This window comes from Simplicispira sedimenti (assembly GCF_022760965.1).
Classification (GTDB): domain Bacteria; phylum Pseudomonadota; class Gammaproteobacteria; order Burkholderiales; family Burkholderiaceae_C; genus Simplicispira; species Simplicispira sedimenti.
Genome location: NZ_JAKVIJ010000010.1, coordinates 24,313 through 41,441, shown reverse-complemented (window position 1 = coordinate 41,441; position 17,129 = coordinate 24,313). Strand labels below are relative to the sequence as shown.

The following is a 17,129-nucleotide window of genomic DNA, read 5'->3' as shown; positions in this document are numbered from 1 at the left end:
CAGGCTCTCTCAGAACCTGCGTTCAGCGGCGAAAGCGCCCGCCGGTGCCGACGATGGAAAGATCGGCAAAGTCCAAACCTGTGTGGTCGCTGGGGCTGTAGTCCAGCACCAGGCCGCCCAGGTCGAGGCGGCCCAGGTTGTCCAGCGCCTGATGCAGGCTGGCGCGGCTCGGCTTGGCGCCCGCGCGGCGCAGGCCCTCGACCAGCACCTTGGCCGAAGCAAATCCTTCGAGCATGGCGGGGCTCACCTCGTCCACCCCCTTGGCCTTGGCCAACTGGGTGGCCTCCTTGACCAAGCCAAAGTTCAGGCTGGCAGGCATGACCTGGCTGACGATGACGCCCTGCGCCTGGTCTCCCAGCAGCTTGATGAAGCCCCCGGAGGCATTGTTGGACAGCGTGAGGTACTGCCCGCCCACACGGGCCGCCTTGAGGCTGCGGATCCCCTCCACCACCGCGGTGCCCGAGCCGATGATGAGCACGGCCTGCGGCTCCGCCGCCTGCAATGCAGGCAACAGCGGCGCAAAGTCGGGCTTGGTGCGGTCGAACTTGGCCACGGCCACGGGCTCCAGCCCGGCCGCCTTGAGGCCGTTGCGCGCGCCCTGCAGACCGTCGGCACCGAAGCTGTCGTCCACGTGCACCACCGCCACTTTGCGCACGCCAATGGACGTGAGGTGCGCCATGGCACGCTCGGCCTCGCGCTGGTAGGTAGCGCGCACATTGAAGATGTAGGGCTTGACCGGCTGGTGCAGCACCATGGCACCGGTGGACGGACCAATGAGCGCCACCCGATGCTGCTCCAGCACCGCATTGATGGCCTCGGTGTGCGGTGTGCCCCGGCTCATGAACAAGGCCAGCACGCCACGCTCCTCGATCAGGGTGCGGGCATTGGCCTCGGCCTTCTTGACGTCGAAGGCGTCGTCCAGGGTGATGATTTCGATCTTTTCGCCGCCCACGCCGCCCTTGGCGTTGACATGGTCCAGGTAGAGCTGCGCGCCCTGCATGGATTCCTTGACCGTGGCCGCCACCGTTCCGGTGACGCCCACGGTCTGCCCGATGCGCAATTGCGCGAAGGCGGCGCTGGCAGCCAGGGCCAGCGCACACGCCACCACCAGGGTTTTGACGTGCGGCGCGGTCATGGCTACATCATCCCCAGCATGCGCGGGAACCACAGGCTCAGGCCCGGCCAGTAGGTGACCACCGCCAGGAAGCCCAGCATGGCCAGCAACCAGGGCCACACGGCCACCGTCAGCTCGGTGATGCCCATCTTCGTAATGCCCGAGGCCACGTACAGGTTAAGGCCCACCGGCGGGTGGCACATGCCCACCTCCATGTTCACCACCATGATGATGCCGAAGTGCACCGGGTCAATGCCCAGCTTCATCGCGACCGGGAACAGGATGGGCGCGAAGATCAGCACGATGGAGGACGGCTCCATGAAGTTGCCCGCCAGCAGCAGGATCACGTTCACGGCCAGCAGGAAGGTGATGACACCCAGACCATTGCCCAGCATCCAGTCGGCCAGGGCCTGCGGGATGTTCTCGTTGGTCATGATGAAGCTGAACAGCACCGCGTTGGTGATGATGTACAGCAGCATGGCGCTCATGTTGGCCGAGTTGAGCAGCACCTTGGGCACGTCCTTGAGACCCATGTCCTTGTAGATGAACACGGCCACGAAGAAGGCGTACACCGCGCTCATGGCCGCCGCTTCGGTGGGCGTGAAGACACCAGCGTAGATGCCGCCCATCACGATCACGATCAACAGCAAGCCCCATGCCGATGCGCGGAAGGCCTTCCAGCGCTCGCCCCAGCTGGCCTTGGGCAAGCGCGGGTAGTTGAACTTGCGTGCACGCCAGTAGGTCACCCCACCGAGCACACCCGCCAGCGCCAGACCCGGCACCACGCCAGCCATGAACAAGGCGCCCACCGAGGTGTTGGTGGCCACCGAGTACATCACCATCACGATGGAAGGCGGAATCAGGATACCCAAGGCGCCCGAGGTGGTGATGACCCCCGCACCGAACTTGTTGGGAAACCCTGCCTTGACCATGGCCGGCAGCAGGATGGAGCCAATGGCCACCACCGTGGCCGGGCTGGAGCCCGACACCGCAGCAAACAGGGCGCAGGCCACAACACCGCCCAGGCCCAGGCCACCGTACCAGTGGCCCACCATGGCAGTGGCAAAGTTGATCATGCGCCGGGCCACGCCACCGTGGGTGAGGAAGTTGCCCGCCAGGATGAAGAAAGGGATCGCCATGATCTCGAACTTCTCGATGCCGGTGAACAGCTTGAGCGCCACCGACTCCAGCGGCACATTGGTAAAGCCGAACAGGAAGGTCAGTACCGTCAGGCCGAGCGAAATCGAGATCGGCATGCCGGTGAGCATGAGCACCAGCAGGATGAGGAAGATGATGGTGGCGTTCATTTCAGGCCCCCTTCCTTGTGGGCAGTGTCTGCGGGGTGCAGGTTGTCTTTCATGGCGTAGGGGTTGATGTCCTGCGCGGCAGCTTCTTCTGCACTCTCTTCCAGTCCGTCCACATGACCATGGTCGTGGTGCGGCAGTTCACCCGTACGGATGAAGCCCACCAACACCTGCAGAAAGCGGAAACACATCAGGCTGGTGCCCAGCGGAATGGCGCTGTACACAACCCAGGTGGGCCACTCCAGGTCGGGGGTGGTGGGGCCTTCGATCAGGTCGTCCACCGGCAGGCCGAAGAGCTTGTACAGCCCGTAGTGCGCCCCGTTCTCCCACACGAAGTGCGAGCCCAGGTAGGCCACGATGGCGGTGAACACAGCCCCCGCCGCCAGGCCAAAAATGATGAACTTGCCGCGGTTGGCATCGCTCAGGCGGTTGATGAGCACATCGACCCCCACGTGGATGCCGGTGCGCACCCCGTAGGCCGCGCCAAACTTCGCCATCCACACAAACATGATGATGGTCAGCTCCTGCGCCCAGGTCATGTTGATGGACAACAACCAGTCCTGCACGCCCGGAATGGCAAAGCCAGCCCCGTAGCGGTGCAGCACCGCGAGAAAAACGATGAGCGTGGCTCCGCCCATCAGGAAGGTGATGAACCACTCTTCCAGGTGATCAAGAAATTTCATGGGAATTCTCCAGGGGAGATCGTTGTGTGGATCGCTGCTGCGCGCCCACAGGCATCGCGGTCAATCCGGCGCACTTGCCATGAGGTGCGCCCTGCGGCAGCGGTGCGACTGCACACCGCTGCCAGGGGTATCACAGAATCAGAGCTTGGCCGGATCGAAGCCGGTGGCCTTGTACACCTCTTGGATGGTTTCCTTGCCCACGCGGCTGGACATCTTTTCGTGCACGGGCACCAGGGCCTTCTTCAGCGCCGTGCGCTCTTCCTTGGTGGGGGTGTAGATGGCGGTCTTGCCGCTCTTCTTCACGCCTTCGAGCGCCTGGTCGTTGTCGTCCTGGGCAATCTGGTTGGCGTAGAAGGTGGCCTGCTTCATGGCCTGGTTCAGTTGGTCACGCACATCGGCAGGCAGGCCGTCCCAGAACTTCTTGTTCACGATCACGGCGTAGCCCAGGTAGCCGTGGTTGGTCAGGCTCAGGTGCTTTTGCACCTCGTGCATCTTCTGGGTGTAGAAGTTGGAAGGCGGGTTCTCGGTGCCATCGACCACGCCCGTCTGCAGCGCCTGGTAGGTTTCGCCAAAGGCCATGACCTGGGGAATGCCACCCAGGGCGCGGATCTGCTCCTCGATCACCTTGGACGACTGGATACGGTACTTCAAACCCTTGTAGTCGGCCACGCTCTTGAGCGGCTTGTTGGCCGAGAAGACCTTGAAGCCATTGTCCCAATAAGCCAGGCCAGTAATACCCCGAGCCTCCAACTTCTTGAGCAGCTTTTCGCCCACCGGACCGTTGGTGACCTTGTGCAGATCGTCGCGATCATCAAAGATGAAGGGCAGGTCGAACACCTCGAACTCCTTCACCCCCAAAGGGCCGAACTTGGCCAGCGAAGGCGCCAGCATCTGCACCGAGCCCATTTGCAGGGCTTCCATTTCTTCCTTGTCCTTGTACAGCGCGCTGTTGGCGTACACCTCGACCTTGACCTTGCCACCAGTCAGCTCTGCAGCCTTCTTGGCAAAGAACTCTGCCGCCTTGCCCTTGGGCGTGTCCTGAGCGACCACGTGGCTGAACTTGATGACGACCTGCTGGGCCTGGGCCACCGTGGCACCAAACGCCACCAGCGCGCACACGAGTACCTTTTTCACCGGAAATTGCATGACTGACTCCTTGGATGGAAACGGATGACAACGGAGCGCACTGTAGGCCGCATGTCACGGCTTTGTAACTGTGGCGTTCCACAGCTAGGGTTAACCCGCGCTTTTGCTGGCCAGCAGGGTGTGCACCCTGTCGATCCACTGGCGTCCGATGCGCCCTTGCAGACCCAGTGACACCTCCTGCGTCGCCTGGCGCAGGCGCTGGCGCTGGTCTTCGTCGGGCACATGGATGCGTGTGCCCCCACGCAGGCGCAGGTGCGCCAGGGCCTCGTCGTTCTCGTACTGGGCAATGGTGTTGCCCCAGTCCAGCGCCTCGGTCATGGCCTGCCGGACCAGGGCACGGTCGGCCTGGGGCAGGTGGTTCCAGAAGCGCTGGTTCACCACCACGCAATAGCCCAGGTAGCCATGGCGGGTCAGGCTCAGGTCGGTCTGCACCTCGTGCATGCGCTGCGTCCAGAGGTTGGACACCGGGTTCTCCGTCCCGTCCACCACGCCCGTGGCCAGGGCACGGCGGGTTTCTCCAAAGCCCAGCACCACCGGCTTGGCACCCAGGGCGCGCATCTGGTGGGCAATCACGCGCGAGCTCTGGATGCGCATGCGCAGACCGACAAAGTCCTGCGGCGCCAGCAACGGTCGGTTGGCGCTCATGTGCTTGAAGCCGTTGTCCAGGTAACCCAGCCCCACCATGCGCTGGCGCTCCAGCGCGGCGAGCAGCTCCCTGCCAATCGCGCTGTGCATCACGCGGTGCACCTGCTCCTTGGAGTCGAACAGGAACGGCAGATCAAACAGCTCGAACTCCGGGAAACCCACGCGCCCGAACTTGGACAGCGAAGGGGCCAGCATATCCACCGCCCCCAGTTGCAGCGCCTGGATCTCGTCGGCGTCGCCAAACAGCGCCGAGTTGGGGTAGATGACCACCTGGATACGCCCCTGACTGAGCGACTGCACGCGCTCACGGAAGCGCTCCAGCGCCAGGCCCTTGGGCGTTTGCCGCGCCACCACGTGGGACAGGCGGATGGTCACCACCCCTTGCGCAGCCCCCAGCGCAGGGACACCCGCCAAGGCCAGTGCCTGCAGACAACGGCGGCGAGGAATGGCGGCGGCGCGCATGGCCGGTATTATGGCCACGCTGCCCGAGTGACGGCAGCCTGCACGCCGCCATGCCCCTGCCCTCCCAATCCTCTGACGACTTTGCCCTGCTGCACGCCAGCAAACGCACCCTGAGCGACCGGGGCCGCTGGACCGTGCTGTGGATGATGGGCCTGGTGGTGCTGGTCGTCTCGGCCGTGATGGCGCTGGTGTGGTACCTCAACAGCTTCGAGACCGAGGAAGAAGAGCGCCGCCGGGGCGCCGACGCCCAGTGGCTGGAGCAAAGCGTGCAGTTCCACTTTCGCCGCCTGGAAGACGACCTCGCCGCACTGGCGCGGCAGTCCGCGCTCGATGGCCCGCAGGCCTTGCGCGCTGCGGGCCAGGGTGAAGGCGACAGCGCGCCCGCAGGCATGCTGTGGCGCACACCCGGTGTGGTGCTGGCCCATGCCTGGCTGGCCACGCAGGGCACCAGCGCAGGCGACGTGCGCGCCTGGCAGAACGACCAGGCAGAGCACGACGACAACTTCCAGGCCCTGAAGACGCTGCAGGACATCGTCAGTGGGCTGCGCCGCTCCAGCTACGCCGGGCCCATGCGTCGCTTCGATGGCCGCACCACCGACCGCGTCTGGCTCGCGGTGCCCTACTTCGACGGCAGCCGACTGATGGGCATCTATGTGGCCGCGCTGTCCACCCAGGCGGCGGTGGACGCCTTGCTGCCGCCGTGGTTCCTGCAAAGCCAGACCGTGCGCCTGGTCGTGGACGCCGTGGACACGCCCCCCACCGACCAGGCGCAAGGCCCCTACCGCACGGTGATGAACCTGCCCGGCACCGACCTGATGCTGGAAGTGGTGCCCCAGGGGCCGCAGACCTCGACCGTGCCGCGCATCTTCTTTGTCGTGGCGCTGCTGTTTCTGCTGGGCATGCTGGCCAGCCTGGCCGCGCTGCGGCGCGACTTCATCAAGCGCCAGCAGGTGCAGCAGCGCCTGCAGGCCGAGGTGGCACTGCGCTCGGCCATGGAGCGCTCGGTCACCATCGGCATGCGCGCCTGGGACATGACGGGCAAGATCCTCTACGTGAACCAGGCCTTCTGCTCCATGGTGGGCTACAGCGCACAAGAGCTGCGCGGCGCCCGAGCCCCCTTGCCCTACTGGCCCGCCGACCAGGCCGACGAGCTGGCACTGCTGCACCGCGCGGTCATCAGCCAGGGCACGCAGGCCCAGGGCATCGAGGTGCAGTTCCAGCACCGCAGCGGCCACCGCGTGGACGTGCTGATCCACGAAGCACCGCTGACTGCCGCCGACGGCAGCCAGTTGGGCTGGATGAGCTCGGTGCTCGACATCAGCGAGCGCAAGCGCGCCCAGCAACTGGCCGCACTGCAGCAGGAAAAGCTCGAAGCCTCGGGCCGCCTGGTGGCCGTGGGCGAGGTGGCATCCACCCTGGCGCACGAACTCAACCAGCCGCTGGGCGCGCTGGCCAGTTTTGCCAACGGCCTGCTCAACCGGCTGCGCGACGGCAACATTACGCCCGAGGAACTGCACACCGTGGTGCAGCGCATGGCCCAGCTCGCCGAACGTGCCGGGGGCGTGATCCAGCGCGTCAACGCCTTTGCGCGCCGGCGCGAATTGAACCTGGACAGCGTGGATCTCACGGCCCTGGTGCGCCGCGCCGTGTCTTCCGTGCAGGAGGCGCACGCCACCCCCGTGGTGCTGGAACTGCCCGCCCAGCCGGTCTGGGTGCAAGGCGACGCCCTGCTGCTGGAACACCTGGTGCACAACCTGTGCGGCAATGCGCTCGACTGGGCGCAGCGCGGCACCGCACGCCCCCAGGTCCAGGTGCGGCTGCGCCCCAATGCCAACGTGCTGGTCACCCTGGCGGTGGCCGACAGCGGCCCTGGCGTGCCCGAGGCCGAACGCGCGCGCATCTTCGACGCCTTCTTCAGCACCAAGGACGGCGGCATGGGCATGGGGCTGGCGATTTGCCGCTCCATCACCGAGGCGCACCACGGGCGCATCTTCGTCGGCCAGGATGAAAGCCTGGGTGGCGCGCTGTTCACCGTTCAGTTACCCTTGGCCCCCGCCCCTGCAACCGCCCCCTGCCCCACGCCATGACCAACGAACTGCGCGCCGTGGACATCCATATCGTGGACGACGACGCCGACGTGCGCGACGGCCTGGCCTGGCTGTTCGACTCGCGCGGCTACCAGTCTCGCACCTGGGACAGCGGCGCCGCGCTGCTGGAGGCGGCCCGCCAGCGCCAGGGCGACTGGGGCCTGGCGGTGGTGCTGCTGGACGTGCGCATGCAGCCGCTGTCGGGCCCGGTCACCTTCGAGCAGCTCAAGGCCCTGGGCTGCCCCTGGCCGGTGCTGTTTCTCACCGGCCATGGCGACGTGGGCACGGCCGTGGGCGCCGTCAAGAACGGCGCCTGGGACTTTCTGGAAAAGCCCTTCCAGGACAACATGCTGGTGGACCGCGTCGAACAGGCCATGCAGGCCGCCTGCGCGCAGACCGATGCGGAGCGCGAGGCCCAGCGCCTGCGCCAGGCCCTGGCCAGCCTGAGCCCGCGCGAGCGCGAAGTGCTCGACCAGCTGATCCTGGGCCACTACAACAAGAACATCGCCGACCACCTGGGCATCACCCAGCGCACGGTGGAATTCCACCGTGCCAACATCTTCGAGAAAATGGGCGTCGAATCGGCCATCGAACTGGCGCACAAGCTCGGTCGGCTGGAACCCATGCCCGGCGGCGAATCCAAGTAAAAACGGGCTCTAGCGCCCGTATTTATTGCGCAAACAGCTATTGTTTTGATAGCACACATCAGGCCTGGGCCTGGCTGCGCCACGCCTGCGGTGTGCCGCCCGTCCAGCGCCGGAACGCCCGCCAGAAGGTGCTGGGCTCGGCAAAACCCAAGGATTGGCCAATGTCGCCCAGCGCCCTGTCGGTGTGCGCCACCGCATGCAGGGCGGCGTCGCGCCGGGCCTCGTCCAGCAGGGCCGAAAAGCTCAGGCCCTGCGCCTGCATGCGCCGCGCCAGCGTGCGCTCGCTCAGACCCAGGGCCTGCGCCGCCTGTACCCGCGTGGGCAGGCCCAAGGGCAGCCGACGCACGATCCAGGCGCGCAACTGGGGCGCCAAGGGCTCGGCGCTGGACAGGGCCTGCAAGCGCGCCTGGGCGTATTGGTGGTGCATCTGCGCCAGTTGTGCATCGGCCTGCGGCAAGGGGGCGTCCAGCACCGCGTTGTCCAGCAGCACGCCGCTGAAGGCCTGCTCGAACTCCACCGGGCAGGCGAACACCTCGCGGTACACCACCAGCGGCCCGATCTGTGCCTGACTGAACTGCACACGCTGGGGGACCACCGGCTGCGCCGTGACCCAGCGCGCAAACGCCACCACCGCCGCCAGCACCGCCTCGATCTGGTGCGGGCTGAAGGCCAGCGCCCCCTGGCGCGGGTGGTACACCACCCAGCTGGCGGACTCGCCCGCAATCGTCTGAAACCGGCCGCCGTCCGAAATCAGGCGCTGGTACTGTTGCACCAGGGCAATGGCCGCGCGCAGGCTGGGGGCCGACTGCAGCAGAAAGCTCACCACATTGAAGCTCGCCGGGCCCACCACCGCCCCGGCGCGCAAGCCAAAGCTGGCGTCCTGCGTGCACTGCGCGGCCGCGCGCCACAGCCGCGTGATGTGGTCAATGGGCCAGCGCTCGGCCTGCAGTTCCTCGGGCGCAATGCCCGCCACCGCCAGCACCTGGGCGCGCTCCACCCCCTGGCGCTGCGCCGCTGCGAGCACCGTGTTGACCCAGCTCATCGAGACCGTGGCCTGCAAAGTCAATTCGACTGTCCTTCAAAGTCAATCTTGCCGCATCATAAGCCGCTATCTTTTGGGCACAACAGCAAAGCAGAACAGGGCGAAGCACAGCGCCCGCACCGGAGACACGCCCGCATGGCACACACCCATTCTTCCGACATCCTGGTCATCGGCGGCGGCCTGGCCGGCATCGTCACCGCCCTGGAGGCGCTGCGCCAAGGCCAGCGCGTGACGCTGGTGGATCGCGACACGCCCGAGCGCCTGGGCGGGCTGGCCCTGTGGGCTTTTGGCGGCATGGCCCTGGTGGGCACGCCGCTGCAGGCCCGCATGAAGATTCCCGACACGCCCGAACGCGCCCTGGCCGACTGGCTGCGCTTTGGCGAGATCGCCCCCGACGACACCTACCCCCAGCAGTGGGCGCGCTACTACGTGGAGCACTCGCGCAGCCAGGTGTACGACTGGCTCATTGGCGAAGGCGTGAAGTTCATGCCCGCCGTGAACTGGGTGGAGCGCGGCATGCACGGCGACGGCAACAGCGTGCCGCGCTACCACATCGTGTGGGGCACCTCGCGCGAACTCACGCGGCGCATGGTCGCGCAGATGCGCGCTGCCGACAGCGGTGGCCGCCTGACGGTGCTGCACGGCCACCGCGTATCCCAGCTCGACCATGCGGGCGGGCGCATTGCGGGCGCCGTGGCGGTGAGCGAGGCCACGGGCACCGAAGTGCGCCTGCAAGCCCCGGTGGTGGTGCTGGCCATGGGCGGCATCAATGGCAGCCACGCCGAGACCCGGCGCAACTGGCCCCGGCACCGCCCCCTGCCCACCACCATGCTCAACGGCGCCCACCCCTTTGCCGACGGTGCGCTGCACCACGCCGCTGCAGACACCTTGGGCGCACAGATCACACACGCGGGCGAGATGTGGAACTACGCGGCAGGCTTTCCGCACCCGTTTCCGCACTTCGAGGGGCACGGCCTCTCGACCATTCCCTGCAAATCGGCGCTGTGGCTCAACCACCGGGGCGAGCGCATCGGCCCCGAGCCGCTGGTCACCGGCTTTGACACGCACTGGCTGTGCCAGCGCGTGGCCGCGCAAGAGAAACCCTGGACCTGGCATTTGCTGAACTGGCGCATCGCCGCCAAGGAATTCGCCATTTCGGGCGCCGAGCACAACCAGCGCATCCGAGACATGCAGTTCCCGCTGTTCCTCAAGGAGACGCTGCTGGGCAACCACCGGCTGGTCAAGCAAATGGCCGCCGAGAGCCGCCACTTCCTGGTGGACGACACGCTGGCCGGCCTGGCCGCCAAGATGAACGCGCTGACCGCCTCGCACGACGTGAATCCGCAAGTGCTGCAGGCCACGGCCGACGCCTTTGACGCCAACTTTGCGGCAGGCGCCAAGCTGCACAACGACGACCAGATCCGCCGCATCCTGCACGCACGCCAGTGGGGGCCGGACAAGCTGCGCACCTGCCAGCCCGCGCCACTGCAGATGCAGGGCGCCAGGCCGTTCATCGCCATCCAGATGCAGCTCATCACGCGCAAGAGCCTGGGCGGGCTGCGCACCGACCTGCACAGCCGCGTGCTCGATGGCGCGGGCTCCCCCATCAGCGGCCTGTACTGCGTGGGCGAGGCCGCGGGCTTTGGCGGCGGCGGGGCCAGCGGCAAACGCTCGCTGGAAGGCACCTTCCTGCCCGGCTGCATCCTCACGGCGCGTGCGGCGGCGCGGCATATCACTGCCGGTTGATGCACCTGGAATTTTTGAGCAAAAACAGGCTGCAACGCTTACACATTAAGCGCTATAAGCTATCAAAACAGTAGCAATCACCACCGACAGTACCCGCTGCATTGGCCACCCTCACACCGCACCGAAAGTCCCGCAATGATCCACGCCCCCTTGCCCGAGCACATCCCGCAAACCCTGCGCGACTGCTTTACCGAGCAGCGCGCCGCCTTCCAGCAGGCACGCAACCCCAGCCTGCAGGAGCGCCGCCAGGACCTGCGCGCGCTGCACCGGCTGCTGCTGGAAAACCGCGAGGCCCTGGTCGCCGCCGTCAACCAGGACTTTGGCTGCCGCAGCCGCTTCGAGACCCTGATGACCGAGCTGTTGCAAGGCCAGGAAGCGGCGCTGGACGCCATCCGGCATGTGCCGCACTGGATGAAGAAGCAAAGGCGCGCGCTCGACGTTACCCAGTACCCACTGGCCAGCGCCTACGTCGTGCCACAGCCGCTGGGTGTGGTCGGCATCGTCGTGCCGTGGAACTTTCCGATCGCCATGACAGTGCAGCCCATGATCGGCGCGCTGGCCGCGGGCAACCGCGTGATGGTCAAGATGTCGGAAAACTCGGCCCACCTGGCCCGGCTGCTGCAAAGCCTGCTGCCGCGCTACTTTGCTGCCGACAAGGTGAGCCTGTTCCAGGACGCAGGGGACGACGGCCAGAGCATCGGCCCGCTGTTCACGCAGTTGCCGTTCAACCACCTGTTCTTCACCGGCTCGCCGCAAACAGGCAAGGCCGTCATGGCCAACTGCGCCGCCAACCTGACGCCGGTGACGCTGGAGCTGGGCGGCAAGTCCCCCGCCATCGTCGCGCCCGACTACCCGCTGGAAAAGGCGGCCGAGCGCATCCTGTGGGTCAAGATGCTCAACGCCGGGCAGATTTGCACCAACGTAGATTACCTGTTCCTGCCCGAAGGCCAGGAGCAGGCCTTCGTCACGCAGGCGCAGCGCATCGTCGCGCAGCGCTACCCAGATCTGCTGGGCGGCGACTACACCGCCATCATCGACCAGCGCCAGTACGACCGCCTGCAGACCATGCTGGCCGACGCCGTGCAACAAGGCGCGCAGGCCGTGCCGCTGGCCCCCGGCCAGACGGGCGATGCGGCACGGCGCATCATGGCGCCCATCGCACTGTTGAACGTGCACGACGGAATGCAGGTCATGCAGCGCGAGATTTTTGGCCCGCTGCTGCCCATCCGCACCTACCGCCACAAAGAAGAGGTGGTGCAGTACATCAACGACCGCCCCCATCCCCTGGCGCTGTACCTGTTCAGCCACGAGCACGGCCTGCAGGACTATTACCTGCGCCAAACGCTCTCGGGCGGCGTCACGCTCAACGACACGCTGCTGCACGCGGGCCAGCACAGCCTGCCCTTTGGCGGCGTGGGCCACAGCGGCATGGGCCACTACCACGGGCGCGAGGGTTTCCTCACGTTTTCCAAGCTGCGCCCGGTGTTCCGGCAGGGGCCGCTGCGCACGGTGGACTTTCTGCAGCCGCCCTATGCCGGTCTGGCGAGCAAGCTGCTGAACGTCATGCTCTGGCGCAACCGCTGAGGCACGCCTGCAACCACAAGACAAGAACACCCAAGGAGACACACCGTGCAAGGCGATTTGATCTCAGGCGTGCTGCTGCCGCTCATCCTGGCATTCATCATGTTTTCCCTCGGCCTGGGGCTGACCGTGGACGACTTCCGGCGCATCTTCACCCAGCCACGCGCGCTGCTGGTGGGGGTGGTGTGCCACTTTGTGCTGCTGCCGCTGGCCTGCTTTCTGTTGCTCAGCGCCTGGGGCATGACCGGCGTGTTTGCCGTGGGCTTCATGGTGCTGGCGGCCTGCCCCACGGGCAGCACCTCCAACCTGCTCACCTACCTGGCCCGCGGCGACGTGGCCCTGGCGCTGAGCTTTACCGCCGTGGCCAGCGTGGCCACCATCTTCACCCTGCCGCTGGTGGTGACCTGGGCGCTGGGCCACTACCTGGGCGCGGCCCGGGCGGTCGATGTGCCCGTGGGCCTGATGATGGGCCAGGTGGCCATGGTGCTGGGCCTGCCGGTGAGCGCCGGCATGTGGGCACGCCACCGCTGGGGCGCCTGGGCGCGGGCCTTCGAGCCGCGCGCCACCCGCATTGCCACAGTGCTGTTCGTGCTCATCGTGGTGTTGGCGGTGCTCAAGAACTGGGCCTTGCTGCGCGACAACTTCAGCACCCTGGCGCCGTTTGCGCTGCTGCTGAACCTCAGCATGCTGGCCGTGGGCTTTGCCGTGGCGCGTGCCGTGCGGCTTTCGCGCAGCCAGTCGGTCACGCTGGGCATTGAAACGGCGGTGCAGAACGCCGCGCTGGCGCTGGTGATTGCCAGCACCGTACTCAAGGACGACGCCATGGCCATTCCCGGTGCGCTCTATGGCGTGCTGATGTACGCCGGTGGCCTGCTGTTTGCCCTGGCCATGCGGCGCCTGCTGCCCCCGGTGGCCGCGCCCGCCCATTGATTGATTGATTTGCAGGAGTTGTTCCCATGACCACCCCCCCCATGAATGGCGCCCAGGCGCTGATGAAAACCCTGGTCGATGCCGGCATCGAGGTCTGCTTCACCAACCCCGGCACCAGCGAAATGCACTTTGTGGCCGCGCTGGACAGCGAACCGAAGATGCGCGCCGTGCTGGCCCTGTTTGAAGGCGTGGCCACGGGCGCTGCCGACGGCTACGCCCGCATGGCCGACAAGCCCGCCGCCACACTCTTGCACCTGGGCTGCGGCCTGGGCAACGGCCTGGCCAACCTGCACAACGCGCGCAAGGGCAAGGTTCCTGTGGTCAACATCGTGGGCGACCATGCCACCACCCACACGCAGTACGACGCGCAACTGCAAAGCGACATCGAAACCGTGGCGCGCAACGTATCGCCGGGCTTTGTGCGCACCTCGCAAAGCACGGCGGCGCTGTGCCAGGACGCGACGGACGCCATCACCGCCGCACGCGGCCTGCCGGGCCAGGTGGCCACACTGATTCTGCCCGCCGACGTGTCCTGGGGCGAAGGCGGCGTGCCCTGCCCCCCGCCACCCGCCACCACGCCCCCGGCGGCCGACGATGCCACGGTGGAGCGTATCGCCCAGGTCGTGCGCTCGGGCAAAAAGACCGCGCTGCTGCTGGGCGGGCAGGCGCTGCGCGAGCCCAGCCTGCTGGCCGCCGCGCGCATTGCCGCGCACTGCGGCGCGCAGCTGCTGGCCGAAGTCTTCCCCAACCGGCTGGAGCGCGGCGCGGGCCTGCCCGCCGTGGAGCGCATTGCCTACCTCGCGGAAATGGCGGGCGTGCAGCTCGCGCCCATCGAGCACCTGATCCTGGTGGACGCCAAGGCGCCCGTGTCCTTCTTTGCCTACCCCGGCAAGAAGAGCTACCTGGTGCCCGACACCTGCGCCGTGCACGAGCTCTCCACCCCCGCACAGGATGCGCGCGCCAGCCTGGACAAGCTGGTGCAGGCCCTGGGCGCAGCGCAGGCCCAGCCTGCACTGCAGGCCCCGCATCGCCCCGACCGCCCGCGTGGCGCGCTCACGGCCCCCAAGGTGTGCAAGGCCGTGGGCCACCTGCTGCCCGAGAACGCCATCCTGATCGACGAGGCCATCACCTCCGGCCTCATGCTCAATGTGATGACCGCTGGCGGCCCGCGCCACGACCTCATCACCCTCACGGGCGGCGCCATCGGCCAGGGCCTGCCGGGCGCCGTGGGCGCGGCCATTGCCTGCCCGCAACGCCCGGTGATTGCGCTGATTGGCGACGGTACGGCCATGTACACCATCCAGGCGCTGTGGACCATGGCCCGCGAGGGGCTCAACGTGACGGCCATCATCTTCAACAACGCGTCGTACTCGGTGCTGAACGTGGAGCTGGAACGCGTGGGCGCCGAAGAGCCTGGCCCCAAGGCCAAGTCGCAGCTCGACCTGAAGGGCCCGGTGCTGAACTTCGCCCAGCTCGCCCAGGGCATGGGCGTGCACGCGGTGCGCACCGATGCAGCGGAGGGCTTTTGCAAGGCGCTGGAGTACGCGCTGGCACACCCCGGCCCCCACCTCATCGAGGCCGTGGTGCCCGAGTCGCTGTCCGGCGCCAAGCGCAAGGTGCTGCCCTGGCTGCTGCGCTCGCTGCCCAGCCTGCCGCAGCCGGTGGCGCGGGTGCTCAAACGCAAGATTGCGCCCTGAGCAGGCGGACGGCGAATTGCGCCTGCGATCGCGCTACTGCGCCAGGTCCAGGCGCCCCGCCACCAGCCTGAGCACCCGGTCGCACCGCGCGGCAAGCTGCTCGTCGTGCGTCACCATGACGAACGCCGTGCCCTGCTCCCGCGCCAGTTGCAGCATGAGCTGGAACACGCTCTCTGCCGTGGCGCGGTCCAGGTTGCCCGTGGGCTCGTCGGCCAGCACGCAGGCCGGCTGGGTGACCAGGGCACGGGCGATGGCCACGCGCTGGCGCTCGCCGCCCGACAGCTCGGCCGGGCGGTGCTGCACACGCCCGGCCAGGCCCACCTGGGCCAGCATCTGCTCCGCGCGGCGCGAGCATTCCTCGTAAGGCAGGCGCCGGATGCGCAGCGGCATGGCCACGTTGTCCAGCGCGCTGAACTCGGGCAGCAGGTGGTGGAACTGATAGACAAAACCCAGGTGTTGGTTGCGCAAATCACCCTGCTGCGCCGCCGACAGTTGCGCCAGGTTCTGCCCATGCAGGTGCACGCTGCCCGAGGTGGGCGCGTCCAGCGCGCCCAGCAGGTGCAAGAGCGTGCTCTTGCCCGAGCCCGAGGCGCCGACGATGGCCAGCGTCTCGCCCGCGCGCACTTCCAGGTCCACGCCCTGCAGCACGGTCACGTCAAGCCGCCCCTCGGTGAAGCGCTTGGTCAGGCCCCGGGCCTGCAGCACGACTTGGTTTTTGAAGCCATTTTGGCCTCCAGCGCTTGCTGGATAAGCGCTGCCAGCTACATTATTCATAGCGAAGAGCCTCGGCAGGGTTGACGCGGCTGGCGCGCCAGCTCGGGTACAGCGTGGCCACGAAGGCCAGCACCAGCGAGATCACGCCCACCGGCACGATGTCGGCAGGCTGCGGGTCGCTGGGCATGCGGCTGATGAGGTAGATGTCCTTGGGCAAAAAGCTGGCGCTCAGCATTTGCTCGATGGCGGGCACGATCACGTCGATGTTGAAGGCGATGGAGAGGCCCAGCAGCAGCCCGGCCAGCGTACCGATGACGCCCACCATCGCGCCCTGCACCACGAAGATGCCCATGATGCTGCGCGGGCTCGCGCCCAGGGTGCGCAGGATGGCGATGTCGGCACGCTTGTCCTGCACCGTCATCACCAGCGTGGACACCAGGTTGAACGCCGCCACGGCCACGATCAGCGTGAGGATGATGAACATCATGCGTTTTTCCAGCTGCACAGCGGCGAACCAGGTGCGGTTCTGCTGCGTCCAGTCGCGGATGCGCAGATCGCCGCTCAGGCTGCCCGCCAGGTCCAGCGCCACGCTGCGCGCCTCGTGCAGGTTGCGCAGCTTCAGGCGGATGCCCGTGGGCCCTTCAAGGCGGAAGATGCGCTGCGCGTCCTCGTGGTGCAGCAGCACCAGGGTGGAGTCGTATTCGTAGTGGCCCGAATCGAAGGTGCCCGCCACCAGCATCTGCTTGATGCGCGGCACCACGCCCGCGGGCGTGACCTGGCCGGTGGGCGCGATCAGCGTGACCACATCGCCCCGGCGCACGCCCAGCATGCGCGCCAGCTCGCCGCCCAGCACCACGCGGAACTCGCCCGGCACCAGTTGCGCCAGCGCCTCGCCCTGGCTGCCCGCCACCAGGTCGGTGACCTCGGGCTCGCGCGCCGGGTCGATGCCGCGCACCAGCGCACCCTTCATGTCCTCGCCGCGCGCCAGCAGTGCCTGCGCCGAGACAAACGGCGCCGCGCCCACCACCTGCGGGTGCTGGCGTGCCTCCGTCAACGTGCGCTGCACATCGGGCATGGCCGCGCCGCCGGGCGCAAAAATCTCGATGTGCGAGACCACGCTGAGCATGCGGTCGCGCACTTCTTTCTGAAAACCGTTCATCACCGACAGCACGATGATGAGCGCCGCCACCCCGAGCGCGATGCCCAGCATGGACACGCCCGAGATGAAAGAAATAAAGCCATTGCGCCGCGTGGCGCGGCCCGCGCGCGTGTAGCGCCAGCCCAGGGCCAGTTCGTAGGGGATCTGCATGAGAGCGCGATTGTGGCATCCC

The 17,129-nt window shown here is 67.2% G+C and carries 14 protein-coding genes; 6 read left to right on the top strand and 8 right to left on the bottom strand.

All coding sequences use genetic code 11. The features are described from left to right. Window positions 1–22 precede the first annotated feature (22 nt). The 5 genes from MJ602_RS11825 to MJ602_RS11805 all read right to left on the bottom strand — a co-directional run bounded on the left by MJ602_RS11825 (window position 23) and on the right by MJ602_RS11805 (window position 5,354). Window positions 23–1,135: an ABC transporter substrate-binding protein gene (locus MJ602_RS11825; protein WP_243020999.1), complete on the bottom strand. Its 1,113-nt coding sequence runs from the start codon at window positions 1,133–1,135 to the stop codon at window positions 23–25. Between the two features lie 2 nt (window positions 1,136–1,137). Beyond that, a complete protein-coding gene (locus MJ602_RS11820; RefSeq protein ID WP_243020998.1) occupies window positions 1,138–2,421 on the bottom strand; it encodes a TRAP transporter large permease in 1,284 nt (427 codons plus the stop codon). After that, window positions 2,418–3,101, bottom strand: coding sequence for a TRAP transporter small permease (locus tag MJ602_RS11815; RefSeq protein WP_243020997.1), 684 nt, complete (start codon window positions 3,099–3,101; stop codon window positions 2,418–2,420). The genes MJ602_RS11820 and MJ602_RS11815 overlap by 4 nt, the downstream gene beginning before the upstream one ends. 138 nt (window positions 3,102–3,239) lie before the next feature. After that, the gene (locus tag MJ602_RS11810; protein ID WP_243020996.1) at window positions 3,240–4,247 is read right to left on the bottom strand and encodes a TRAP transporter substrate-binding protein; all 1,008 of its coding nucleotides are present in this window, start codon (window positions 4,245–4,247) and stop codon (window positions 3,240–3,242) included. Window positions 4,248–4,337: 90 nt separating this feature from the next. Further along, the gene (locus MJ602_RS11805) at window positions 4,338–5,354 is read right to left on the bottom strand and encodes a DctP family TRAP transporter solute-binding subunit (protein ID WP_243020995.1); all 1,017 of its coding nucleotides are present in this window, start codon (window positions 5,352–5,354) and stop codon (window positions 4,338–4,340) included. 50 nt (window positions 5,355–5,404) lie between these two features. Here MJ602_RS11805 and MJ602_RS11800 point away from each other — a divergent pair, with 50 nt between their 5' ends. Both MJ602_RS11800 and MJ602_RS16835 read left to right on the top strand, forming a co-directional pair. Further along, on the top strand, window positions 5,405–7,441 hold the full coding sequence (locus MJ602_RS11800; RefSeq protein WP_243020994.1) for a sensor histidine kinase: 2,037 nt from the start codon (window positions 5,405–5,407) through the stop codon (window positions 7,439–7,441). Then, the gene (locus tag MJ602_RS16835) at window positions 7,438–8,088 is read left to right on the top strand and encodes a response regulator transcription factor (RefSeq protein WP_243020993.1); all 651 of its coding nucleotides are present in this window, start codon (window positions 7,438–7,440) and stop codon (window positions 8,086–8,088) included. The genes MJ602_RS11800 and MJ602_RS16835 overlap by 4 nt, the downstream gene beginning before the upstream one ends. Window positions 8,089–8,146: 58 nt before the next feature. Here the strand turns inward: MJ602_RS16835 and MJ602_RS11790 are convergent, their stop codons facing one another. After that, a complete protein-coding gene (locus MJ602_RS11790; RefSeq protein ID WP_243020992.1) occupies window positions 8,147–9,154 on the bottom strand; it encodes an AraC family transcriptional regulator in 1,008 nt (335 codons plus the stop codon). A 111-nt stretch (window positions 9,155–9,265) separates the two neighbouring features. On the opposite strand from MJ602_RS11790, the gene MJ602_RS11785 reads away from it, so the two are divergent. From MJ602_RS11785 to MJ602_RS11770, 4 genes are all read left to right on the top strand, one after another. Continuing rightward, complete coding sequence (locus MJ602_RS11785; RefSeq protein WP_243020991.1) at window positions 9,266–10,876, top strand: FAD-dependent oxidoreductase; 1,611 nt, start codon at window positions 9,266–9,268, stop codon at window positions 10,874–10,876. A 135-nt stretch (window positions 10,877–11,011) separates the two neighbouring features. Then, complete coding sequence (locus tag MJ602_RS11780; RefSeq protein WP_243020990.1) at window positions 11,012–12,460, top strand: coniferyl aldehyde dehydrogenase; 1,449 nt, start codon at window positions 11,012–11,014, stop codon at window positions 12,458–12,460. Window positions 12,461–12,505: 45 nt separating this feature from the next. After that, the gene (locus MJ602_RS11775; protein WP_243020989.1) at window positions 12,506–13,387 is read left to right on the top strand and encodes a bile acid:sodium symporter family protein; all 882 of its coding nucleotides are present in this window, start codon (window positions 12,506–12,508) and stop codon (window positions 13,385–13,387) included. A 41-nt stretch (window positions 13,388–13,428) separates the two neighbouring features. Further along, window positions 13,429–15,084 (top strand): acetolactate synthase large subunit, encoded by a 1,656-nt coding sequence (locus tag MJ602_RS11770; RefSeq protein WP_243021080.1) that lies wholly within the window; start codon window positions 13,429–13,431, stop codon window positions 15,082–15,084. A 33-nt stretch (window positions 15,085–15,117) separates the two neighbouring features. Here MJ602_RS11770 and lolD read toward each other — a convergent pair whose 3' ends face one another. Both lolD and MJ602_RS11760 read right to left on the bottom strand, forming a co-directional pair. Continuing rightward, the gene (lolD, locus tag MJ602_RS11765) at window positions 15,118–15,858 is read right to left on the bottom strand and encodes a lipoprotein-releasing ABC transporter ATP-binding protein LolD (RefSeq protein ID WP_423246706.1); all 741 of its coding nucleotides are present in this window, start codon (window positions 15,856–15,858) and stop codon (window positions 15,118–15,120) included. Continuing rightward, window positions 15,851–17,107 carry a lipoprotein-releasing ABC transporter permease subunit gene (locus MJ602_RS11760; RefSeq protein ID WP_243020987.1) on the bottom strand — a complete coding sequence of 419 codons (1,257 nt, stop codon included), beginning with the start codon at window positions 17,105–17,107 and terminating at the stop codon, window positions 15,851–15,853. The genes lolD and MJ602_RS11760 overlap by 8 nt, the downstream gene beginning before the upstream one ends. Window positions 17,108–17,129 lie beyond the last annotated feature (22 nt).